Annotated in this window: 21 protein-coding genes and 3 tRNA genes; 13 read left to right on the top strand and 11 right to left on the bottom strand. The window is 54.9% G+C overall.

Annotated elements, in window-relative coordinates; translation table 11 throughout:
* Positions 1-14: 14 nt before the first annotated feature.
* Together groL and AM379_RS09840 are read left to right on the top strand one after the other, a co-directional pair.
* Positions 15-1,658, top strand: coding sequence for a chaperonin GroEL (gene groL / locus AM379_RS09835; RefSeq protein ID WP_014168284.1), 1,644 nt, complete (start codon positions 15-17; stop codon positions 1,656-1,658).
* 137 nt (positions 1,659-1,795) lie between these two features.
* On the top strand, positions 1,796-2,149 hold the full coding sequence (locus AM379_RS09840) for a DUF4156 domain-containing protein (protein WP_020882965.1): 354 nt from the start codon (positions 1,796-1,798) through the stop codon (positions 2,147-2,149).
* Between the two features lie 63 nt (positions 2,150-2,212).
* On the opposite strand, the gene epmB is transcribed toward AM379_RS09840, so the two are convergent.
* Positions 2,213-3,241: an EF-P beta-lysylation protein EpmB gene (gene epmB / locus AM379_RS09845; protein WP_025206268.1), complete on the bottom strand. Its 1,029-nt coding sequence runs from the start codon at positions 3,239-3,241 to the stop codon at positions 2,213-2,215.
* A gap of 40 nt (positions 3,242-3,281) precedes the next feature.
* On the opposite strand from epmB, the gene efp reads away from it, so the two are divergent.
* The 3 genes from efp to ecnB all read left to right on the top strand — a co-directional run bounded on the left by efp (position 3,282) and on the right by ecnB (position 4,293).
* Positions 3,282-3,848, top strand: coding sequence for an elongation factor P (gene efp, locus AM379_RS09850; RefSeq protein WP_014882207.1), 567 nt, complete (start codon positions 3,282-3,284; stop codon positions 3,846-3,848).
* Between the two features lie 58 nt (positions 3,849-3,906).
* A complete protein-coding gene (locus AM379_RS09855) occupies positions 3,907-4,038 on the top strand; it encodes an entericidin A/B family lipoprotein (RefSeq protein ID WP_025206267.1) in 132 nt (43 codons plus the stop codon).
* A 108-nt stretch (positions 4,039-4,146) separates the two neighbouring features.
* The gene (ecnB, locus tag AM379_RS09860) at positions 4,147-4,293 is read left to right on the top strand and encodes a lipoprotein toxin entericidin B (protein WP_014168289.1); all 147 of its coding nucleotides are present in this window, start codon (positions 4,147-4,149) and stop codon (positions 4,291-4,293) included.
* 38 nt (positions 4,294-4,331) lie between these two features.
* Here the strand turns inward: ecnB and AM379_RS09865 are convergent, their stop codons facing one another.
* Complete coding sequence (locus AM379_RS09865) at positions 4,332-4,931, bottom strand: LuxR C-terminal-related transcriptional regulator (RefSeq protein WP_014168290.1); 600 nt, start codon at positions 4,929-4,931, stop codon at positions 4,332-4,334.
* A 262-nt stretch (positions 4,932-5,193) separates the two neighbouring features.
* Here AM379_RS09865 and sugE point away from each other — a divergent pair, with 262 nt between their 5' ends.
* Positions 5,194-5,511: a quaternary ammonium compound efflux SMR transporter SugE gene (gene sugE, locus AM379_RS09870; protein WP_032681885.1), complete on the top strand. Its 318-nt coding sequence runs from the start codon at positions 5,194-5,196 to the stop codon at positions 5,509-5,511.
* Here sugE and AM379_RS09875 read toward each other — a convergent pair.
* Positions 5,508-6,038 carry a lipocalin family protein gene (locus AM379_RS09875; RefSeq protein WP_014168292.1) on the bottom strand — a complete coding sequence of 177 codons (531 nt, stop codon included), beginning with the start codon at positions 6,036-6,038 and terminating at the stop codon, positions 5,508-5,510. The genes sugE and AM379_RS09875 overlap by 4 nt on opposite strands.
* Before the next feature lie 98 nt (positions 6,039-6,136).
* Positions 6,137-7,282, bottom strand: coding sequence for an ACT family cephalosporin-hydrolyzing class C beta-lactamase (blaACT, locus tag AM379_RS09880; protein WP_106503653.1), 1,146 nt, complete (start codon positions 7,280-7,282; stop codon positions 6,137-6,139).
* 132 nt (positions 7,283-7,414) lie between these two features.
* Here blaACT and ampR point away from each other — a divergent pair, with 132 nt between their 5' ends.
* Positions 7,415-8,290 carry a LysR family transcriptional regulator AmpR gene (gene ampR / locus AM379_RS09885; RefSeq protein WP_044866339.1) on the top strand — a complete coding sequence of 292 codons (876 nt, stop codon included), beginning with the start codon at positions 7,415-7,417 and terminating at the stop codon, positions 8,288-8,290.
* A 29-nt stretch (positions 8,291-8,319) separates the two neighbouring features.
* On the opposite strand, the gene frdD is transcribed toward ampR, so the two are convergent.
* The 4 genes from frdD to frdA are packed head-to-tail and all read right to left on the bottom strand — an operon-like array spanning position 8,320 to position 11,613.
* Entirely contained in the window at positions 8,320-8,679 is a 360-nt protein-coding gene (frdD, locus tag AM379_RS09890) for a fumarate reductase subunit FrdD (protein ID WP_032679414.1), read from the bottom strand.
* 10 nt (positions 8,680-8,689) lie between these two features.
* Entirely contained in the window at positions 8,690-9,085 is a 396-nt protein-coding gene (gene frdC / locus AM379_RS09895) for a fumarate reductase subunit FrdC (RefSeq protein WP_014168296.1), read from the bottom strand.
* 10 nt (positions 9,086-9,095) lie between these two features.
* A complete protein-coding gene (gene frdB, locus AM379_RS09900; RefSeq protein WP_020882957.1) occupies positions 9,096-9,830 on the bottom strand; it encodes a fumarate reductase iron-sulfur protein in 735 nt (244 codons plus the stop codon).
* Positions 9,823-11,613: a fumarate reductase (quinol) flavoprotein subunit gene (frdA, locus tag AM379_RS09905; protein WP_014168298.1), complete on the bottom strand. Its 1,791-nt coding sequence runs from the start codon at positions 11,611-11,613 to the stop codon at positions 9,823-9,825. The genes frdB and frdA overlap by 8 nt, the downstream gene beginning before the upstream one ends.
* A gap of 310 nt (positions 11,614-11,923) precedes the next feature.
* Here frdA and epmA point away from each other — a divergent pair, with 310 nt between their 5' ends.
* Both epmA and yjeM read left to right on the top strand, forming a co-directional pair.
* Positions 11,924-12,901, top strand: coding sequence for an elongation factor P--(R)-beta-lysine ligase (gene epmA / locus AM379_RS09910; protein ID WP_020882955.1), 978 nt, complete (start codon positions 11,924-11,926; stop codon positions 12,899-12,901).
* 200 nt (positions 12,902-13,101) lie between these two features.
* Complete coding sequence (gene yjeM / locus AM379_RS09915) at positions 13,102-14,601, top strand: glutamate/gamma-aminobutyrate family transporter YjeM (RefSeq protein ID WP_106503654.1); 1,500 nt, start codon at positions 13,102-13,104, stop codon at positions 14,599-14,601.
* Between the two features lie 39 nt (positions 14,602-14,640).
* On the opposite strand, the gene mscM is transcribed toward yjeM, so the two are convergent.
* The 3 genes from mscM to rsgA all read right to left on the bottom strand — a co-directional run bounded on the left by mscM (position 14,641) and on the right by rsgA (position 20,102).
* Complete coding sequence (mscM, locus tag AM379_RS09920; protein ID WP_106503655.1) at positions 14,641-17,964, bottom strand: miniconductance mechanosensitive channel MscM; 3,324 nt, start codon at positions 17,962-17,964, stop codon at positions 14,641-14,643.
* 19 nt (positions 17,965-17,983) lie between these two features.
* Entirely contained in the window at positions 17,984-18,952 is a 969-nt protein-coding gene (gene asd, locus AM379_RS09925; RefSeq protein ID WP_047355587.1) for an archaetidylserine decarboxylase, read from the bottom strand.
* Positions 18,953-19,049: 97 nt separating this feature from the next.
* Positions 19,050-20,102, bottom strand: a complete 1,053-nt coding sequence (gene rsgA / locus AM379_RS09930) for a small ribosomal subunit biogenesis GTPase RsgA (protein ID WP_020882951.1) — start codon at positions 20,100-20,102, stop codon at positions 19,050-19,052.
* Positions 20,103-20,209: 107 nt separating this feature from the next.
* Between rsgA and orn the strand changes: the two genes are divergently transcribed.
* From orn to AM379_RS09950, 4 genes are all read left to right on the top strand, one after another.
* The gene (orn, locus tag AM379_RS09935; RefSeq protein ID WP_013095280.1) at positions 20,210-20,755 is read left to right on the top strand and encodes an oligoribonuclease; all 546 of its coding nucleotides are present in this window, start codon (positions 20,210-20,212) and stop codon (positions 20,753-20,755) included.
* 215 nt (positions 20,756-20,970) lie between these two features.
* Positions 20,971-21,046 (top strand) — tRNA-Gly (locus AM379_RS09940).
* 36 nt (positions 21,047-21,082) lie between these two features.
* Positions 21,083-21,158 (top strand) — tRNA-Gly (locus AM379_RS09945).
* A gap of 36 nt (positions 21,159-21,194) precedes the next feature.
* Positions 21,195-21,270 (top strand) — tRNA-Gly (locus tag AM379_RS09950).
* The last annotated feature ends 91 nt before the right edge of the window (positions 21,271-21,361 follow it).

The following is a 21,361-nucleotide window of genomic DNA, read 5'->3' on the forward strand; positions in this document are numbered from 1 at the left end:
GAGGAAATAAGAACATGGCAGCTAAAGACGTAAAATTCGGTAACGACGCTCGTGTAAAAATGCTCCGCGGCGTAAACGTACTGGCAGATGCAGTTAAAGTGACCCTGGGCCCGAAAGGCCGTAACGTAGTGCTGGATAAATCCTTCGGCGCGCCAACCATCACTAAAGACGGTGTTTCTGTAGCACGTGAAATCGAGCTGGAAGACAAGTTCGAAAACATGGGCGCGCAGATGGTGAAAGAAGTTGCCTCTAAAGCGAACGACGCTGCAGGCGACGGTACTACCACCGCAACCGTACTGGCACAGGCTATCATCACCGAAGGTCTGAAAGCCGTTGCTGCGGGTATGAACCCAATGGATCTGAAGCGCGGTATCGACAAAGCGGTTACTGCGGCGGTTGAAGAGCTGAAAGCGCTGTCCGTTCCATGCTCCGACTCTAAAGCGATTGCTCAGGTTGGTACTATCTCCGCTAACTCCGACGAAACCGTAGGTAAACTGATCGCGGAAGCGATGGACAAAGTCGGTAAAGAAGGCGTGATCACCGTTGAAGACGGTACCGGTCTGGAAGACGAACTGGACGTGGTTGAAGGTATGCAGTTCGACCGCGGTTACCTGTCCCCATACTTCATCAACAAGCCAGAAACGGGCGCTGTTGAGCTGGAAAGCCCATTCATCCTGCTGGCTGACAAGAAAATCTCCAACATCCGTGAAATGCTGCCAGTGCTGGAAGCCGTTGCGAAAGCAGGCAAGCCGCTGGTTATCATTGCTGAAGACGTTGAAGGTGAAGCACTGGCGACCCTGGTGGTTAACACCATGCGTGGCATCGTGAAAGTGGCTGCGGTTAAAGCACCTGGCTTCGGCGACCGCCGTAAAGCGATGCTGCAGGATATCGCTACCCTGACTGGCGGTACCGTAATCTCTGAAGAGATCGGTATGGAGCTGGAAAAAGCGACCCTGGAAGACCTGGGCCAGGCTAAACGCGTTGTGATCAACAAAGACACCACCACCATCATTGATGGCGTGGGTGAAGAAGCGGCTATTCAGGGCCGTGTTGCTCAGATCCGTAAGCAGATTGAAGAAGCAACCTCTGATTACGACCGTGAAAAACTGCAGGAGCGCGTAGCGAAACTGGCAGGCGGCGTGGCAGTAATCAAAGTGGGCGCGGCAACTGAAGTTGAAATGAAAGAGAAGAAAGCACGCGTTGACGATGCTCTGCACGCGACCCGTGCAGCAGTAGAAGAAGGCGTGGTAGCTGGTGGTGGTGTCGCGCTGGTGCGTGTTGCCGCTAAACTGGCTGGCCTGACTGCTCAGAACGAAGATCAGAACGTGGGTATTAAAGTTGCGCTGCGCGCAATGGAAGCACCACTGCGTCAGATCGTTTCCAACGCCGGTGAAGAGCCATCCGTGGTTGCGAACATGGTGAAAGCGGGCGAAGGTAACTACGGTTACAACGCTGCAACTGAAGAATACGGCAACATGATCGACTTCGGTATCCTGGATCCAACCAAAGTGACCCGTTCTGCACTGCAGTACGCGGCCTCTGTAGCGGGTCTGATGATCACTACCGAGTGCATGGTGACCGACATGCCTAAAGGCGACGCACCTGACTTAGGTGCTGCGGGTATGGGCGGCATGGGTGGTATGGGCGGCATGATGTAATCGTGCGCTTTACCGCTTAGAATGAGAAAAACCCCCGGGCAGAAATGCTCGGGGGTTTTTCTTTTGGTCATCTTTTTAGTATAAGGTTTACACACGGACAACATCTGCTGTCCAGCTTATTGAAAACGAGGAATAACATGCGCGTAAAAGTCTGTGCAGGGATCGTAGGAGCAGCATTGCTGCTGGCGGGTTGTAGCTCCAGCAATGAGCTGTCTGCTGCAGGTCAGGGCGTTCGCTTTGTTGAAGATAAGCCGGGTAACGAGTGCCAGTTTTTAGGCACGGCAACCGGTGAGCAAAGCAACTGGATGTCGGGTCAGCACGGTGAAGAAGGTGGATCTATGCGCGGTGCCGCTAACGCGCTGCGTAACCAGGCTGCAGAGATGGGTGGCAACGTGATTTACGGTGTGAGCAGCCCGTCGCAAGGGATGTTGTCCAGCTTCGTGCCAACGGCCAGCCAGATGAATGGCCAGGTCTATAAGTGCCCTAACTGATCTACATTGCTGATGGCGCTGCGCCCAACCCCACCGGGCGGATAAGCGTAGCGCCACCTGCCGTTATTGTTGCCGCAGTTGCAAATCCAGCGGCGTCTTACTCGGCTCACCGCCAATCTCTCGCGCCAGCTTCGGCACCATATAGCCTGAAACCAGCGTTAACAGTTCGCGCATAATCTGCCGGGCCTCTTCATCCGTGACCATGAAATGCGCCGCGCCTTGCACACGATCCAGTACGTGCAGGTAGTAGGGCATCACGCCCGCATCGAATAACGCATTACTGAGCTCCGCCAGAACCCGGGCATTATCATTCACACCGCGTAGCAACACGCTCTGGTTCAACAGCGTCACACCCGCTTTACGCAGACGCGCCATCGCCGCACGGAATGCCTCATCGATTTCATTCGCATGGTTGATATGGTTCACCAGCAGAACCTGTAAACGAGACTGCTCAAGGCGAGATACCAGACCGTCCGTGATGCGTGCCGGAATAACAATCGGTAAACGGCTGTGGATGCGCAAACGCTTGATGTGTGGAATGGCTTCAAGCTGGGTCAACAGCCAGTCCAGCTCATGATCTTTTGCCATCAGCGGATCGCCACCCGAAAAAATGATCTCATCCAGTTCCGGATGGGCGGCGATATAGTCCAGGGCGACCTGCCAGTTGCGTTTATTACCCTGATTTTCGGCATACGGGAAGTGGCGACGGAAACAATAACGGCAGTTTACCGCGCAGCCGCCTTTCACCAGCAGAAGAGCACGGTTGAGATATTTGTGCAGTAAACCCGGTACCACACTGTTCTGCTCTTCCAGAGGATCGGTGCTGTATCCTGGCGCTGATATAAACTCTTCCTGCGCAGTAAGCGTTTGTTTTAATAATGGATCGTCAGGGTTTCCTTTCTCCATACGGGCAACAAACGCGCGGGGAACACGCAGGGCAAAAAGTCGCTTAGCCTCGCGGCCTGCAAGCAACTCTGGGTGCTGATCGAGGTCTAACAGACGCAGCAATTCATCAGGACTGGTGATTACATCGGCAAGTTGCGATAACCAATCTTCTCTGGACGGGGTGTTTAGGGTTACAATATGCGCCATTTTGTGGCTTAGCTACCAGTTAACAAATTTAGAGGGCCTTATGGCAACGTACTATAGCAACGATTTTCGTGCTGGTCTTAAAATCATGATGGACGGCGAACCGTACGCGGTTGAAGCCAGCGAATTCGTTAAACCAGGTAAAGGCCAGGCATTCGCGCGCGTTAAGCTGCGTCGCCTGCTGACCGGTACCCGTGTTGAGAAAACCTTCAAGTCTACTGACTCCGCTGAAGGCGCTGATGTTGTCGATATGAACCTGACTTACCTGTACAACGACGGTGAGTTCTGGCACTTCATGAACAACGAAACGTTCGAGCAGCTGTCTGCGGATGCTAAAGCGATTGGCGATAGCGAAAAATGGCTGCTGGACCAGGCTGAGTGCATCGTGACCCTGTGGAACGGCCAACCTATCGCTGTTACCCCACCAAACTTCGTAGAGCTGGAAATCGTTGAAACCGACCCAGGTCTGAAAGGTGATACCGCAGGTACTGGCGGCAAGCCAGCTACCCTGTCCACCGGTGCAGTGGTTAAAGTTCCACTATTCGTACAGACTGGTGAAGTGATCAAAGTAGATACCCGCTCCGGCGAATACGTATCTCGCGTGAAGTAATTTACGTCAAGACTGAAGGCGCAGCGCCCGCTGCGCCTGTTTTTTGCAGGCAGGGATGATGAACCGTACCGTTAAAATTCTGCTTCTGTTAGCGCTGTCCAGCGCGTTGCTTTCCGGCTGTAACACCACGCGTGGAATGGGGGAAGATATCCAGGATCTCGGCCATATCATTTCTCACGCGGCCAGCTAACCCCGTCTAATTTTCCTAAAAATGCGTCCTTTTCCGTCAAACGACGGGATATTGTCTATTCTTAAATTGCTATACACAAAACAACTTTGGCTATAAAAGGACGATATTATGGTTAAGAAGACAATTGCAGCGATCTTTTCAGTCCTGGTACTTTCTTCAGTATTAACAGCCTGTAATACCACGCGTGGCGTTGGTCAGGATATTTCTGAAGGTGGTAGCGCAATCTCTGGTGCGGCAAGTAAAGCACAGCAGTAATTGAATAAACGGTACGGAACCAGACGGGTTTCGTACCGTCAGCTTTCTGATTCCTGCAGGGATAAAAACGGTGAATAACGCGTATCCATATGCAATTTCATGCGGATATTCCGTTTATAGGTATAGACCGTTTTACCGTTAATACTCAGGTGAGCCGCAATTTTCTGATTGCTGGCACCCTCCATCCACAACGTCAGCACTTTCTCCTCCTGGCGCGTCAGCAAAGGCGCGGTTACCTTTGGCTTTTCACTGTTCGCGTGCGAAATGAGTGCGTCGTGGATAACTGTCCCCAGTTGTTCAAGACGGGCATTTTTCAACAGCGATGACCAGACCGGGAATTGCTTCAGCCAGGCGGTCATTTCACTATCCTCACCCGATTGCAGCAAAATAAAGGGCACTCTTTCGCTGGCGTTCAGTAAAGATGAGAGGGACTGAAAGGGATGTACATCCTGTCTGAACCCATGCAGGTCAGCAATGACCAGCGTCGGTTTCCATTGCAGAATGTGCTCTCTGGCGAGGAAAAGATTATTCAGGCCGGTTACAACGACGTTTTCCGGAAATAAACCGGAATGATTGAGCCATGCTTCAAACCCGGTGCGGGTGAAGTGACAACGGTCAATCAAAAGAATTTTGAACATATTATATTCGCAGTCGGCTAGTGGTTTGGCTTCCTGCCATCAGAAAGCACATCATCATAGAGAAGTCGGATGAGTGATAAATGCCTGAACTGCGCGGCATACTGCGGCTATTTCTTGCCTTAACATGTTCAGCACAAAAGGATTGAAAAAAAATCGCACGCTAACCAAAATATGAGGCGTAATCTTTGCCTTGCGGGACGACCCGTAAGCGCTTCCTTCATCGGGGACGGCCCCAACTTGCATTTAAGTTAAGGAGCCTGAAATGTCCTGGATCATTCTTGTTATTGCTGGCCTGCTCGAAGTGGTATGGGCGATAGGTCTGAAGTACACCCACGGTTTTACCCGCCTGACACCCAGCGTCATTACCCTTACCGCGATGATTGTGAGTATCGTTTTGCTCTCGTGGGCGATGCGTTCTTTACCGGTGGGGACAGCGTATGCCGTCTGGACGGGAATTGGCGCCGTGGGGGCGGCCATCACGGGGATCCTGCTGTTGGGTGAGTCAGCGAGTCTGGCGCGTATCGCCAGCCTCGCCCTGATTGTGGCCGGTATTATTGGGTTGAAGCTCAGCACCCATTAATGGGGTTGTTCTACCCAGATGAGTTTCGATACATCAAACCCTTGCCGGGTCGCGACGTCCAGCATCTGCTGTTTCATCTCAGGTGAAAGGGTTGGGGTGCGAGAGAGGATCCACAGATAGTTACGATCCGGCCCGCAGACCAGCGCGTGACGGTACTCTCTGTCGAGCGCGATCACGTTATATCCGCCATAGAACGGGCCGAAGAAGGAAACTTTGAGCGCGGCCCGTCGCGGGTCGCCGGTAAAGTACGCTTGTCCAATCGACTGCTGCCACATCTCCCGGTCCGGATTATAGCCCCGGTTGATAACCTGAATACCGCCGTCATCCATCGGGCTGTAATTTGCCGTGACCTTCTCTAAACCCCGTTCAAAACGGTGGTCAAGGCGCGCGATTTCATACCATGTTCCAAGAAAACGTTGTGCGTCGAAATTGCTGACAACGGTGACGCCGGGAGGGGGAGTCGGGGAGCTGCAGGCAACCACTAAAAACGCGGCTGTCACTGCGGCGATAACAGGCAAAATGCGCATAGGAGTTTCCTTACTGTTTTTTGTTAAGTGTAGATGACAGCAAGGAAAATGCGGGAATTTTGCAGGCCGGGTGAGCATCAGCATCACCCGGCAAGATGTTACTGCAGAGCGCTCAGAATACGGTATGCCGCTTCCACGCGCGCCGGGTTCGGGTAGCTCTTGTTCGCCAGCATAACAATGCCGAGTTCCTTCTCAGGGATAAATGCCACGTAGCTGCCAAATCCGCCCGTCGAGCCTGTTTTATGTACCCATGACGCTTTTACCGGTGGTGCAGGAGGGTTCACTTCTGCCACGGGCAACGGTGCAAGCGCTACTTTGTTGTCGCTGCCCTCCACCACGGTTTTGGCTTCTACCGGCCAGTTGAGCATCTCCCAGCCCAGGCCCTGGTACATCGAGCCTGTGCGCCAGTAGCGAGACTGTGCAAGCACCATGCCCTGCTTCAGTGAGGTATCCTGTACGCCATCGGGGGCCATGTTAGCCACCACCCAGCTCGCCATATCCTTCACGTTGGTTTTCACGCCATACGCTTCGGCGTCGAGCATGCCCGGCGAAACGTGAACCGCTTTACCGTCACGATAACCCCAGGCGTAATGCGGTTCTTCTGACTTCGGAACGTTTATCCACGTATGGTTCAGGTTAAGCGGCTTCAGGACCCGCTCCGTCATGGCCTGCTCAAAGCGCATGCCAGAAGGTTTCACCGCCAGAGCCCCAAACAGACCGATGCTGGCATTCGCATAAAGACGCGTGGTGCCTGGCGCCCACTGTGGTTGCCAGGACTGGTAAAAACGCAGCAGTGAGGCATTATCGGTAACCTCATCGGGCACCTGTAACGGCAGGCCACCGGCAGTATAGGTTGCCAGGTCCAGCATGCGAACGCCCTGCCACTGTTTTCCGGTCAGCTCAGGCCAGTATTTGGTCACCGGATCGCCCAGCGAAATTTCACCGCGAGCAATAGCATCGCCACCCAGAACGCCGGTGAAGGTTTTGCTGATTGAGCCCAGCTCAAACAGCGTTTGTGCAGTGACGGGTTTGTTCGCTGCGACATCGGCCTTGCCGAAGGTGAAGTAGTGCGGCTGGCCCTGATAAATCACGGCGACCGCCATACCCGGAATAGACTGCGCTTTCATCAGGGGCGTAACGGTACGTTCCACGACCTTCGCCAGCTGTGTTTCTGACAGAGGTGCGGCTAATGCAGCGCAGGAGGTGCTGAGCAGCAGGGCGCAGCACAGGGATTTTTTCATCATCAGTTATCTTCCGTAATAGCGAGTCAAGGGAGTGTCCGGGCCCGTCAGACATACCCAGTCTGTTGGATTTGACTGTGGCTGACAAACGGTTAAATTTAGCATTAGCTGTTAATTTTTCTAACGGATGGGTCGATGACACGCAGCTATTTACCGCTTAATTCGCTTCGTGCCTTCGAAGCCGCCGCAAGGCACCTCAGTTTTACTAATGCTGCCATTGAGCTGAATGTCACCCATTCAGCCATCAGTCAGCACGTTAAGACGCTGGAACAACATCTGAACTGTCAGCTGTTTGTCCGGGTTTCGCGCGGTTTGATGCTGACGACAGAGGGCGAGAATCTGCTGCCGGTGCTGAACGATTCGTTTGATCGTATCGCCGGCATGCTGGATCGCTTTGCCAGTCATCGCGCGCTGGAGAAGCTTAAAATTGGCGTGGTGGGGACTTTTGCGACCGGGGTGTTATTCGCGCAGCTGGATGATTTCCGTCGCCGCTATCCGCATATCGATCTGCATCTTTCGACCCATAATAATCGCGTCGATCCGGCCGCCGAAGGGCTTGATTACACGATCCGCTACGGTGGAGGGGCGTGGCATGGCACTGAAGCGACGTTTCTGTGTTCTGCGCCGCTGGCTCCGCTGTGCACGCCTGAAATTGCCGTCGGGCTACAAGCACCGGCGGACATGCTGAAGTTTACGCTGCTGCGCTCCTACCGACGCGACGAATGGTCGGCGTGGATGCAGGCCGCGGGCGAACTCTCGCCGTCACCAACGCATCGGGTGATGGTGTTTGATTCATCCGTTACCATGCTGGAAGCCGCGCAGGCCGGCGTGGGAATTGCTATCGCGCCTGTGAGTATGTTCACTCATCTGCTGAACAGCGAACGTATCATTCAGCCGTTTGCGACACAGATTGAGCTGGGCAGTTACTGGTTAACCCGATTGCAGTCACGGACAGAAACCCCTGCAATGCGTGAGTTTGCGCAGTGGCTGGTGGGGAAAATGCAGAAATGACAGGCCCGCCGGGAGGCGGGCCTGATGTATCAGATAGTAACCACCGCAATCAGTGTAACCACCGTCAGGATGGTTGCCAGACCGTAGAACACCCATTTCCCGCTCGGGACATGGATTTTCAGGTCATGCATCGCATGGTGAATACGGTGCAGGCCACACCACAGCGGCAGGACGATCATCAGGAAGAGGAACACACGGCCAATAAAGCTGCTGGCAAAGGCCAGTACTCGCTCGTAACCCAGCGCATCGCCCGGAAACAGCCCCAGTGGCAGCATAATACCGACCAGCAGGATGATGACCGGCGCGATGATGGCGCTCCACATCCCCCCTGCGCCAAACAGTCCCCAGAAGACCGGCTCGTCAGAACGTTTTGGATTTGGATTAATCACAGTAGTCTCCTTACCAGAACAGTGCGACAAACAGAATGACCACAGTGACGAGGATCGTCACGCCCCATAGCCCTTTAATGACCGGCTCTGGCCCCATTTTCTCGTCTTTAATGATGATGTTCGCCGCTTTTGGCGCCAGTTCAAACCAGGTTTTGGTATGAAGCAGCGCTGCCGCGAGCACAATCAGGTTCAGGATCACGATGATGGGGTTTTGCAGGAAGCCGACAAAGCTGGCCCAGGTTTCAGGGCCATGTTTGAGGGCATAAACGCCGTACATCAGCTCCAGGCTGAACCAGACCGCCGGCACCGCGGTGCCTTCACGCAGCATATAGAAGCGATAAAACGGCAGTTTCTTCCACCAGGTGGACGGCATTGGCCGCACGTAGGCTTTGCGTTTAGTCGTCATTATGCACTCCTTAGCGTGGTTTCAGGGTGGCGATAAGAAAGTCTTTCGAGCTTTCCACTTTACCCTGCTGAATAGCGGCGGCCGGGTCGACGTGCTTCGGACAGACTTCGGAGCAGTAGCCCACAAAAGTACAGCTCCAGACGCCGTTCTGGCTATTAAGCTGCGCCATACGTTCTTTTTTACCGTGGTCGCGGCTGTCCTCGTTATAGCGGTGCGCCAGGGTAATGGCCGCCGGGCCAATAAACTCTGGATTCAGGCCAAACTGTGGACACGCGGCGTAGCACAGACCACAGTTGATGCAGCCGGAGAACTGATGGTATTTCGCCATCTGAGCTGGCGTCTGGGTGTTCGTCCCCTGATCCGGCGTACGTGGATTGCCGATGATGTACGGCTTAATCGCTTCCAGACTTTCGATAAAGTGGGTCATATCGACCACCAGATCGCGTTCAATCGGGAAGTTACCCAACGCTTCTACTTTGATGCCTTTGGTGTATTCACGCAGGAAAGTTTTACAGGCCAGTTTCGGCACCTTGTTGACCATCATGCCGCAGGAGCCGCAGATTGCCATACGGCACGACCAGCGGTAGCTCAGGTCCGGCGCAAGGTTATCTTTGATATAGCCGAGCGCATCCAGCAGAGAGGTTTGCTCGTCATAAGGGACTTCATAGAATGCGCTGTGCGGTGCGGTGTCCACTTCCGGATTGTAGCGCACCACTTCGATTTTCAGTTTCTGCATCTCAGCCATTCGCCTTCTCCTTCTTCTCGGCGGCTTCTGCTTCTGCGCCATACACGCGTTTAGCCGGTGGCAACGTCGTGATTTTCACGTCGCTGTAGTCCAGACGGGTGGTGCCATCCGCATCGCGCCAGGCGAGAGTGTGTTTCAGGAAATTGACGTCATCACGTTCGGTGCAGCCTTCATCAAGACGCTGATGCGCGCCGCGTGACTCTTTACGTGCCAGCGCAGAGTGCGCCATACATTCCGCCACGTTCAGGCCGTGACCCAGCTCGATGGTATAGAGCAGGTCTGTGTTGAACACGCTGGAGGTATCGGTAATGCGCACGCGCTTGAAGCGCTCCTGCAGCTCTGCCAGCTTATCCACGGTTTTTTGCATCAGCTCAGGGGTACGATAGATACCGCAGCCTTCTTCCATCGACAGGCCCATCTCGTCGCGGATTTTCGACCAGTTTTCATTTCCTTCCTGGTTCACCAGGTTTTTCAGCCGTTTTTCGACGTCAACGACCTGGGCATCCAGCGCCGCGCTGTTCGCCTCGCCCGCGGTGGCAGCACGCTCCATCGCGCGTTCGCCCGCCATGCGGCCAAAGACCACCAGCTCCGCCAGTGAGTTTGACCCCAGACGGTTAGCACCGTGCAGGCCGACAGAGGAGCACTCGCCCACGGCAAACAGCCCTTTAATGCGGGTTTCGCACTGCTGATCGGTTTCGATACCGCCCATGGTGTAGTGGGCCGTTGGACGTACCGGAATCGGCTCTTTCACCGGATCGACGCCAACGTAGGCTTTTGCCAGTTCGCAAATGAACGGCAGACGTTCCAGCAGTTTCTTCTCGCCAAGATGACGCAGGTCGAGGTAGACCACATCGCCGCGTGGCGTGGAGATGGTGTTGCCTTTGCGCCACTCGTGCCAGAAGGCCTGAGACACTTTGTCGCGCGGGCCCAGTTCCATGTATTTGTTTTTCGGCTCGCCGAGCGGGGTTTCCGGGCCCATGCCGTAATCCTGCAGATAGCGGTAGCCATTTTTATTGACCAGGATACCGCCTTCACCACGACAACCTTCCGTCATCAGAATGCCGGAGCCTGGCAGACCAGTAGGGTGATACTGCACGAACTCCATATCCCGCAGCGGCACGCCGTGGCTGAGCGCCATGCCCATGCCGTCACCGGTGACGATACCGCCGTTGGTGTTGTAGCGGTAAACACGCCCCGCACCGCCGGTAGCCATGACCACCGCGTTGGCGCGGATCTGGACGAGGGTGCCTTCCATCATGTTCATCGCCACCAGACCGCGCGCCTGACCGTCATCAACCAGAATGTCGAGGACGAAATGTTCGTCAAAGCGCTGAATCTGTGGGAACTGAAGGGAGGTCTGGAACAGGGTGTGCAACATGTGGAAGCCGGTTTTATCGGCGGCGAACCAGGTGCGTTCGATCTTCATCCCGCCGAAGCGGCGAACGTTGACGCTGCCGTCCGGACGACGGCTCCACGGACATCCCCACTGTTCAAGCTGGGTCATCTCCGTAGGACAATGGTGTACAAAGTAGTCAACGACATCCTGCTCGCAAAGCCAGTCGCCCCCTGCAACCGTGTCGTGGAAATGGTATTCGAAGCTGTCATGATCCTGCGCAACGGCGGCGGATCCTCCTTCTGCGGCAACCGTATGGCTGCGCATCGGATAGACTTTTGAAATCAATGCGATTTTAGCGTTAGGATTAGCTTGTGCTGCAGCAATCGCAGCACGTAATCCAGCCCCGCCAGCGCCTATAACGGCAAGATCGGCTTGAAAAGTTTGCACGACATTCCTCCAGATTTTTGTTATTTCGCAACGCGATAAACTAAAGGTAGTTCACCCGTCCAAAAGGACGATTGCGAAAGCGTTTCCACTGCTCCTTTATGGGTAAAGCAGTATAACCGCGTGGATGTCAGGGAAATTTGACGTGTTCGATTTTTTTGCTGTTCTGTGCGGCGATTTATCGCGGTGAGTAATGAATTTCGTCGCGCAATTGTTCACCTAAATGAAATGCGCTTTTTTACTGCGCAAAATTTGTCTCCGTCCCTGGTAACGAGTAGACTTCGTGCCCTTGTCTGAAATCGGAGAAAAACTCATGAGCGAAACGGCCACCTGGCAGCCGAGCGCATCCATCCCCAACCTGCTAAAACGCGCTGCAATTATGGCGGAGATCCGCCGCTTCTTTGCCGACCGCGGCGTCCTTGAGGTGGAAACCCCGTGCATGAGTCAGGCAACGGTAACGGATATTCATCTGGTCCCGTTTGAAACCCGTTTTGTTGGTCCTGGCCACTCACAGGGCATGAATTTGTATCTGATGACCAGTCCGGAATACCACATGAAACGCCTGCTGGCGGCAGGGTGTGGCCCGGTCTATCAGCTGTGCCGCAGTTTCCGTAATGAAGAGATGGGGCGTCACCACAATCCGGAATTCACCATGCTGGAGTGGTACCGTCCGCATTATGATATGTACCGCCTGATGAACGAGGTGGACGATCTGCTGCAGCAGGTGCTGGAGTGCTCAGAAGCGGAAACGCTCTCTTATCAGCAGGTTTTCCAGCGTTACCTGGAAATTGATCCGCTCTCTGCGGATAAAGCGCAGCTGCGCGAAGTGGCGGCAAAACTGGATCTGAGCAACGTGGCAGATACCGAAGAAGACCGCGACACGCTACTGCAACTGCTCTTCACCTTTGGCGTTGAACCGCAAATTGGCAAAGACCGGCCGACGTTTGTATATCACTTCCCGGCAAGCCAGGCTTCGCTGGCGCAGATCAGCACCGAAGATCACCGCGTGGCGGAGCGTTTTGAGGTCTATTACAAAGGTATCGAGCTGGCGAACGGCTTCCACGAACTGACCGACGCACGCGAACAGCAGCAGCGTTTTGAGCAGGATAACCGCAAGCGCGCGGCACGTGGTCTGCCGCAGCAGCCTATTGATACCCATCTGCTGGAAGCATTGAAGGCGGGCCTGCCGGACTGCTCCGGCGTGGCGCTGGGCGTTGATCGTCTGGTGATGCTGGCGCTGGGTGCAGAACAGCTGGGCGAAGTGATCGCGTTTACGGTCGATCGCGCATAACGCACCGTATTGCCGGGTAGCGCTGTCGCTTACCCGGCTCACCTCTGATGTCAATTAACCTTTCCATTTCCGCACGACAACATTAAAAACTGCCACATTCTCTGTACGCAGGTCTTTTTCTTAATTTGCCCCTAATAGCCACAATATTAGTCTGGTCTTCTGCTACCATCCGCGCAGTTTAACTTCCTTTGGATGGCGCTATGTCTCAGTCACTTAAAAAGATGACCCTCACCGGGCTCATCCTGATGATTTTTACCTCCGTCTTTGGCTTTGCCAACAGCCCGTCGGCTTTCTATCTGATGGGCTACAGCGCAACGCCGTTCTACATCGTCTCGGCCCTGTTTTTCTTCATACCGTTTGCGCTGATGATGGCGGAAATGGGGGCGGCTTACCGCAAAGAAGAGGGCGGAATCTATTCCTGGATGAACAACAGCATCGGCCCGCGCTACGCGTTTATCGGCACGTTTATGTGGTTCTCCTCGTATGTGGTCTGGATGGTCAGTACGGCGGCCAAGGTCTGGGTACCGTTTTCGACGTTTGTTTTCGGCAGCGATCACACTCAGGTCTGGTCTTTGGCCGGTCTGAGCTCCACGCAGGTGGTCGGGATTCTGGCCGTCTGCTGGATGGTGGTTGTAACGCTGGTGGCGTCTAAGGGCATCAACAAAATTGCCCGCATTACCGCCGTGGGCGGGATCTCGGTGATGTGCCTGAACCTAGTGCTGCTGGTGGTCAGCATTGCCATTCTGTGCCTGAACGGCGGACACTTTGCTCAGGAGGTGAACTTCGTTTCCTCGCCCAACCCGAGCTATCAGTCCGGGCTCGCTATGCTCTCCTTTGTGGTGTTTGCCATTTTTGCGTACGGCGGTATTGAGGCGGTGGGCGGTCTGGTCGACAAGACCGAGAACCCGGAAAAGAACTTTGCGAAAGGCATTATTTTTGCCGCGATAGTTATCTCCATTGGTTATTCACTGGCAATTTTCCTCTGGGGCGTCAGCACCAACTGGCAGCAGGTACTCAGCAACAACACCACTAACCTGGGCAACATTACCTATGTGCTGATGAAAAGCCTGGGGATGACGCTGGGACAAGCGATGAATCTGACACCGGAAGCGGCGGCAACGATGGGCGTCTGGTTTGCACGCATCACCGGCTTGTCCATGTTCCTTGCCTATACCGGCGCGTTTTTCACACTGATTTACTCTCCGTTGAAAGCAATAATTCAGGGCACGCCAAAAGCGCTGTGGCCTGCACGCATGACGCAACTGAATACCGCAGGTATGCCCGCCAACGCCATGTGGATGCAGTGCCTGCTGGTTTGCGTGTTCATTTTGCTGGTGTCGTTTGGTGGGGATACTGCGTCAGCGTTTTATAACAAGCTGACCCTGATGGCGAACGTGTCGATGACGCTGCCTTATCTCTTTCTGAGCCTGGCCTTCCCGTTCTTTAAGGCGAAGGAGGATCTTGAGCGTCCGTTTGTGATTTTCAAAACGCGCGCCGCCACGCTGCTGGCAACCGCGGTGGTGGTGCTGGTAGTGGCATTCGCCAACATCTTTACCGTTATTCAGCCGGTGATTGAGGCGAATGACTGGAGTAGCGCACTGTGGATGGTGGGCGGTCCAGTCTTCTTCTCGCTTCTGGCGATGGGGATTTATGAGAATTACCGCCGACGTTCTGTGGCGTTGCTGACGGAAGTGGCGTAGCGGTTAAACATTCCCCTCCCGGAAGGGAGGGGAGAAGGGTTACAGACTTCCTGCCGGGCGTGTGCGCGCCGCTGACGTTAACGTTCTTCCCGTTTTACGCCCGTCCAGGCTTTCCAGACGCATCTGGAACGGTGGGAACGGCATATCAATGCCGTGCTCACGGAACCCTGCCAGAATCAGCTGGTGGATCTCATGACGCAGTGGCATACGGTGTCCCATTTCGGCGGCGTAAATACGCAGTTCGAAAATCTGGATCCCCTGTTGTAAATCCACCAGGAACACTTCCGGCGCCGGGTTGTCGATCACAAATGAACAGCGCTCCGCGGCGGTGTAGAGGATCTGAGTGACCTCTTCGCTATTGGCATCCGACGGCGCAGGTACCGTCAGCACCACACGCGTGACGGAGTCTGACAGCGACCAGTTGATAAACTGCTCGGTAATAAACGCCTTGTTCGGCACGATGATCTCTTTACGGTCCCAGTCGCTGATGGTGGTGGCGCGCGTGTTGATCCTGGTGATGCTGCCGGTCAAATCGCGGATCGTTACCGTATCGCCAATACGAATCGGTTTTTCGAACAGAATAATCAGGCCAGAGATAAAATTGGCGAAGATCTCCTGTAAGCCAAACCCTAACCCCACACCAAGTGCCGCCACCAGCCACTGCAGTTTCGACCATTCAATACCAATCATTGAGAAGCCGACCAGCCCGCCAAACAGCATGATCAGATATTTGGTGATGGTGGTAATTGCATATCCCGTCCCCGGGGTTAAATCGAGATGCTGCAGCAGGGCCAGCTCCAGCAGTGCCGGGAAGTTACGCACCAGCTGGGTGGTGATGATCAACACCAGAATGGCTATTAACACCGCGCCTAAGGTAATCGGCTCCAGGCTCTCCACACCTTGTACCGTGGACGTTACGTCCCACAGGGAGATGTTTTCCAGGAAGCCAAACGCGGAGTGAATTTCCGACCACAGGAAGATCACCGACAGCAGGGCAATCAGCATCAGGATGGAGCGTACCAGTCGCAGGGATTGGGTACTGATGGCATCCAGATCCAGCTCGACTTCGTCAGCTTCCGTCGTGCCTTCTGTGCTGTTGACATGGTTTGGCTCTTCCTCGCCACGCGCACGCTGGGCGAGGATCTCTGCCCGTCGGTGCTTGGCACGGTCGAACGCCAGACGGCGGCGCTGGATCAGCATCCAGCGGCGTATCACGTGATACACCACCAGAAGCAGGAACCAGATCGCCACCGAGGTTTCAAGCCTCGCCAGCAGCGCCTTGGCGGTCGCCAGGTAACCCACCGTCGCTGCCAGCATGGCAATCAGCGGTGCGCTCAGCAGCAGGTTCCAGAGCAGCCGGTTGAACATGTTGTCGCCGTTACCGGATTTATCCAGATAGAGCGGGATACCGGCGCGTTTCAGGCTGAGCGTGACAATTGCCAGCGCCCCGCATATCAGCATAAAGCAGAGGCGGCCCAGCGACCCTGAGAATTCCCGGTCGTTGAGTTTATCAAACATGATCAGCGCCATAATTAGCGGCACAATCAGTCCGATGCTCATCAGGTAGTAACGCATGGCGCGTGCAACGCGATTACGCGGCCAGCCGAAGTGAGCGATGAACAAACCGTTGGGCCGCGCGAACGTGGCGCAAATCATTACCACCCACAGCAGGGGCACCGTGGCAGTGACGCCATCGCCAATGGCCACCGCGAGCGGGTAGGGCCAGGCTTCCCGCAGGCCATATCCAAGCGTCATCCACAGGACCGGTAGCGGTGAGGCGACGAGAATCGACCAGAAGACGGTACGTAACGTCAGCCAGAAGTGATCCTGCGTAACTTTCCCCACCCGGGCGCTGGAGCGTTCCAGGAATCGGGTGAAATACCGGCGCGAGTAAATGCTGAAGCCCACCAGAATCAGCGCGGCCAGCAGCGGGAAAATGGTCTCTTTACTGGTGAGCATCATCACGCTGGCCTGGCCCAGCTGGCTGAAGGTATCCAGCGAAATAAGGCGGCGCAGATCCTGAACAATCTCAATCGGCCACGAGAAGGTCATCGGCCGCACGTCGGAGGTCCAGAAGAGATAACGGTGCGTTGCCTCATTCACCTCTTTCAGCGCATCTTCCAGTTGGCTATTAGAGACCTTCAGCTTGGTCAGTTCCAGAATCAGCGTATCCCCGCCCTGGAGCAGGGAGTTCAGCAGTTCACGCTGGGTACGCAACTGGGCTTCCAGAATGCGGTTCTGCTCGCTGGTCAGCGGCTGTCCGTCAGCCTGACGGATCTGGCGGATTTGCGGCTGTTTGTTGAGCAGATCCTCATAGTGCAGTCGCTGCACGCGCAGCTGAGCCATTTCGGTATCCAGCTGCTGCGGTTTGGGCATTTCCGGCAGGCGTGAGACCTGCGCGCGTAACGCCTCACCCAGCAGGTTTGATGACCCTAGCCACTGGGACTGCTCACGCAACGTGTTAAGCGCCTGACGGACCTGCAGGGTTTGATTGGTAGCCTGACGCTGTTGCGAGGCCACCAGATCCATACGCTGCGCCTGTTGGTTCAGCGCCGCAGAGAGCTCGCGGTTGACCTTAAACTGCTCAACGATGCCGCTGGGCAGGTTAGCGCTGTTTTCCGCCAGCAGTTCGGTGCTTTCAAGCGCACGCTCGGCTTCGCGCTGCCGCTGGCTGTTAAGCTGATTACGCAGAGCCTGCAGATATGCATCCAGCTGTTCGCTCTGCTTCTGCGCCAGCTCAGAGCGCATCCGCGACAGCTCCTGGCGGTTATTGGCGGACAGCTGCGCCAGCTCCAGTTCATCGACAAGGGCTTTGAGGCGAGCAGATTCGGCCTGCAGCCCCAGATTTTGCGCCTGCGCTTGCGGCGTGTTGCCGCTTTGCGTGCCAACGCGACGCTCAACTTCATTAAGCTGGCGGCGGGCATCGGTTTGCTGCTGGGGAAGCTGGCTGAGCGAGTCGGCAATTTCACGCGCCCGCTCCTGCTCCTGCTGAGCCAGACGGCTCTTTTCCAGAAGCTGGCTGCTGACCTGGAGGATCTCCTGATTCAGCGCATCAGAAGACATGTCCGCCGGTATATCGCGCGGTTCATCACGCAGATTACTGAGCTGCGAGCGCAGCGTTTGCGAGAGTTTCGGGAAGTTGTCGATAACCTGCTGATATTGCTGCGCACGCTCAAGGGAGCCTTTTCGCTCCGCAAGCGCGTTCAGGGCGGACTGGAGCGACTCAACGGTCTCTGGCTGAGCGGGTTTTGCCGCTTTTGCCTGCTCCAGTTCCTGGGTTATCTGTTTTGCGTCGGGGGCTGTCGCTGCGTACGCCCCCATGCTGAGGCACCAGGCCATCAGTAGAACGATAATCGGGCGCACGTCAGCGATCCTTCTGTTATTAGCCTTCGTCTTTTTTGTCGTCAACCAGCGGGCTGGCGTCGTGCTCGGCGTCGATCTCTTCTTGGGACAACGGTGCAGGTTCTGCCACCGGCGTTACGAAGGTTTCGGTAGAGACGGCCAGCGGCTGACCCAGTTTGGTGACCGACAGGCTTTCAAGCTGTTCGGCCAGCTTAACTTTACCCGGTGCAAACAGGTTGATAACGGTTGAGCCCAGCTTGAAGCGACCCATCTCCTGACCTTTCAGCAGGGCGACAGAGCCTTCTTCTTCACCGGCAGGCCAGGTCCAGCGCTTGATCACGCCTTCACGTGGTGGGGTGATGGTGCCAGCCCAGACGGTTTCAATGCTGCCGACAATGGTCGCGCCCACCAGAATCTGCGCCATAGGGCCGAATTCAGTATCAAACAGGCAGATGACGCGTTCGTTACGGGCGAACAGGTTAGGTACGTTCTGCGCCGTGAGGTGGTTCACGGAGAACAGATCGCCCGGAACGTAGATCATTTCACGCAGGATGCCGTTGCACGGCATGTGCACGCGGTGATAGTCGCGCGGTGAGAGATAGGTGGTCGCGAAGGTCCCGTTACGGAACAGATCCGCCATCAGGTAGTTACCTGCCAGCAACGCTTCCAGGCTGTAGTTATGGCCTTTCGCCTGCAGGATTTTGTCGTCTTCGATGTTACCCAGTTGGCTAATCACGCCATCTGCAGGCATCACCAGCACGTTAGGGTCCGTATTCAGCGGGCGCACGTCGTCGCGCAGTGGGCGGACGAAAAACTCGTTGAAGGTGCGGTAGCTGGCGGTATCCGGCTTCTGCGCCTCTTTCATGTCGACCTTGTAATATTTTACGAAAAGGTCGATGACCAGTTTGGTCAGCCAGCCCGCTCGTTTGCTCGCGCCCCAGCCCGCCAGGCGAGTGAGCCACAGTTTCGGCAGAATGTATTGAAGCGAAAGTTTAAATGAGTTTAACAAGGTAGCCTCCAGGCCATTGTTTTGTCGTTCCTGATCCGGCCGCAAAGCGCCGGAACCTGAAAAAAGGGGACGATTTTAGCGATGCTTAGCTTAGTTGTCAGTTATCAGAATCAGAAAAGTTTTTACGCGTTTTTACCTGATCCATGCTCTCGAGAATGCGGTGGTAGTTTTCAAAGCGGGTCTCCGCTATTTCGCCTTTCTCGACTGCTTCACGGATAGCGCAGCCCGGGTCATTGTCATGTTTACAGTCGCGGTATTTGCAAGCGCCTAAATAATCATGGAATTCGACAAATCCGTTGAAGATTTGTTCCGGCTCAAGGTGCCACAAACCGAATTCACGCACGCCCGGGGAGTCAATGACATCGCCGCCGTGCGGGAAGTGATACAGGCGTGACGCGGTTGTGGTGTGCTGGCCCAGGCCAGAAACATCAGACACATCGTTGGTCACGATCTCTTGCTGGAGGCCGAGAAGGTTGTTCAGCAGGCTCGATTTGCCGACACCGGACTGTCCCGCAAAGATGCTGATGCGATCGGTAAGCGCCTCTTCAAGCGGTTTCAGACCATCTTTGGTATAGCTGGAAACCATCAGAACGCGATACCCAATGTTACGGTAGATATCCATCTGCTCGTTGACGAAGTTCATACCGTCTTCATCGAGCAGATCGATTTTGTTGAGTACGATGATCGGTTCAACCTGCAGCGTTTCACAGGCGACAAGGTATCGGTCGATAATATTGAGCGAAAGTTCGGGCAAAATCGCCGAGACGATAACGATCTGGTTAATGTTGGCTGCGATAGGTTTAACCCCGTCGTAGAAATCGGGACGGGTCAGTACCGACGTACGCGCGTGGACCGCCTCAACGATGCCTTTTACCGTGACGCCTTCCGCCGCTTCTTTACCCGGGCGCCAGACCACGCGATCGCCGGTCACCAGAGAACGAATCGTCCGGCGGATGTTGCAGCGGTGAATCTCACCGTTGGCGGATTCCACGTCGGCGTGCATACCGAAACGGCTGATGACGATGCCTTCCATCGGTTCGCCAAACAGGTTGTCGTCGTAATCGACCTTCTCCGAAGTGGTTTTAAGACGGCGCTGGTGATTGGCATTCACACGGCGCTGCTGCCCTTTGGAGAGTTTATTTTTACTCAATCGCGCTGGCTCCTGGTCGCCCGTAAGGGGCAAAACCTCTATGATACACTCTAATTAATACTAGTTAACCTGCTACAGCCGGTTATGCGAGAAGGGTGGAAAATAACATGAGCGCGGATGAAAACAACCTGATTTGGATCGATCTTGAAATGACCGGGCTGGATCCCGAGCGCGATCGCATTATTGAGATTGCAACCCTGGTGACCGATGCCAACCTGAATATTCTGGCGGAAGGGCCGACTATCGCGGTTCATCAGTCCGACGACCAGCTTGCGTTAATGGATGAGTGGAACGTGCGCACCCATACGGGGAGCGGGCTGGTGGAGCGCGTTAAGGCTAGCACCATGGGCGATCGCGAGGCGGAGCTGGCAACGCTTGAGTTTCTGAAACAGTGGGTTCCGGCGGGCAAATCACCTATCTGCGGTAACAGCATCGGTCAGGATCGCCGTTTTCTGTTTAAGTACATGCCGGAGCTGGAGTCTTACTTCCATTACCGCTATCTGGATGTGAGCACCCTGAAAGAGCTGGCGCGTCGCTGGAAACCGGAAATCCTGGATGGCTTTAAAAAGCAGGGAACGCATCAGGCCATGGACGATATCCGTGAGTCCGTGGCCGAACTGGCGTATTATCGCGAGAACTTTATTAAGCTGTAATTCAGGCGGTTGCCGGGGGCGTTGCGCGTTACCCGGCCTACAGAACGCATGAATGGTGTAAAAACGTGCAAAGCGATGAATATTCCATCACTTGAACTGAATTTCACAAAAAACGCTTTTAGGGGGGTTGCAGCTAAACGGATTTCTCGTATAATGCGCCTCCCGTAACGACAGAGAAATACACGTTACGACAGCAACAAAAGCAGTGCAAATTTGCGGGAATAGCTCAGTTGGTAGAGCACGACCTTGCCAAGGTCGGGGTCGCGAGTTCGAGTCTCGTTTCCCGCTCCAAAATTTGAAGGTGCTTCTAAAGCACAGACCACCCAAGCGGGAATAGCTCAGTTGGTAGAGCACGACCTTGCCAAGGTCGGGGTCGCGAGTTCGAGTCTCGTTTCCCGCTCCAAAATTTGAAAGTGCTTCCACAGCACGGACCACCCAAGCGGGAATAGCTCAGTTGGTAGAGCACGACCTTGCCAAGGTCGGGGTCGCGAGTTCGAGTCTCGTTTCCCGCTCCAAATTCTTATCATCTCCACATTATCCACAGCGGAATGCTTCGTTGGGGACATTTTCTATTGCATCTGAAATACTCTTGTGAACAGAGTTATC

This window comes from Enterobacter cloacae complex sp. FDA-CDC-AR_0132, from assembly GCF_003010695.1.
Taxonomy (GTDB): Bacteria; Pseudomonadota; Gammaproteobacteria; order Enterobacterales; family Enterobacteriaceae; genus Enterobacter; species Enterobacter ludwigii.

Coding starts and splice junctions, on each gene's coding strand:
- groL (WP_014168284.1), top strand. CDS start 15: ATGGCAGCTAAAGACGTAAAATTCGGTAACGACGCTCGTGTAAAAATG.
- AM379_RS09840 (WP_020882965.1), top strand. CDS start 1,796: ATGCGCGTAAAAGTCTGTGCAGGGATCGTAGGAGCAGCATTGCTGCTG.
- epmB (WP_025206268.1), bottom strand. CDS start 3,241: ATGGCGCATATTGTAACCCTAAACACCCCGTCCAGAGAAGATTGGTTA.
- efp (WP_014882207.1), top strand. CDS start 3,282: ATGGCAACGTACTATAGCAACGATTTTCGTGCTGGTCTTAAAATCATG.
- AM379_RS09855 (WP_025206267.1), top strand. CDS start 3,907: ATGAACCGTACCGTTAAAATTCTGCTTCTGTTAGCGCTGTCCAGCGCG.
- ecnB (WP_014168289.1), top strand. CDS start 4,147: ATGGTTAAGAAGACAATTGCAGCGATCTTTTCAGTCCTGGTACTTTCT.
- AM379_RS09865 (WP_014168290.1), bottom strand. CDS start 4,931: ATGTTCAAAATTCTTTTGATTGACCGTTGTCACTTCACCCGCACCGGG.
- sugE (WP_032681885.1), top strand. CDS start 5,194: ATGTCCTGGATCATTCTTGTTATTGCTGGCCTGCTCGAAGTGGTATGG.
- AM379_RS09875 (WP_014168292.1), bottom strand. CDS start 6,038: ATGCGCATTTTGCCTGTTATCGCCGCAGTGACAGCCGCGTTTTTAGTG.
- blaACT (WP_106503653.1), bottom strand. CDS start 7,282: ATGATGAAAAAATCCCTGTGCTGCGCCCTGCTGCTCAGCACCTCCTGC.
- ampR (WP_044866339.1), top strand. CDS start 7,415: ATGACACGCAGCTATTTACCGCTTAATTCGCTTCGTGCCTTCGAAGCC.
- frdC (WP_014168296.1), bottom strand. CDS start 9,085: ATGACGACTAAACGCAAAGCCTACGTGCGGCCAATGCCGTCCACCTGG.
- frdB (WP_020882957.1), bottom strand. CDS start 9,830: ATGGCTGAGATGCAGAAACTGAAAATCGAAGTGGTGCGCTACAATCCG.
- epmA (WP_020882955.1), top strand. CDS start 11,924: ATGAGCGAAACGGCCACCTGGCAGCCGAGCGCATCCATCCCCAACCTG.
- yjeM (WP_106503654.1), top strand. CDS start 13,102: ATGTCTCAGTCACTTAAAAAGATGACCCTCACCGGGCTCATCCTGATG.
- orn (WP_013095280.1), top strand. CDS start 20,210: ATGAGCGCGGATGAAAACAACCTGATTTGGATCGATCTTGAAATGACC.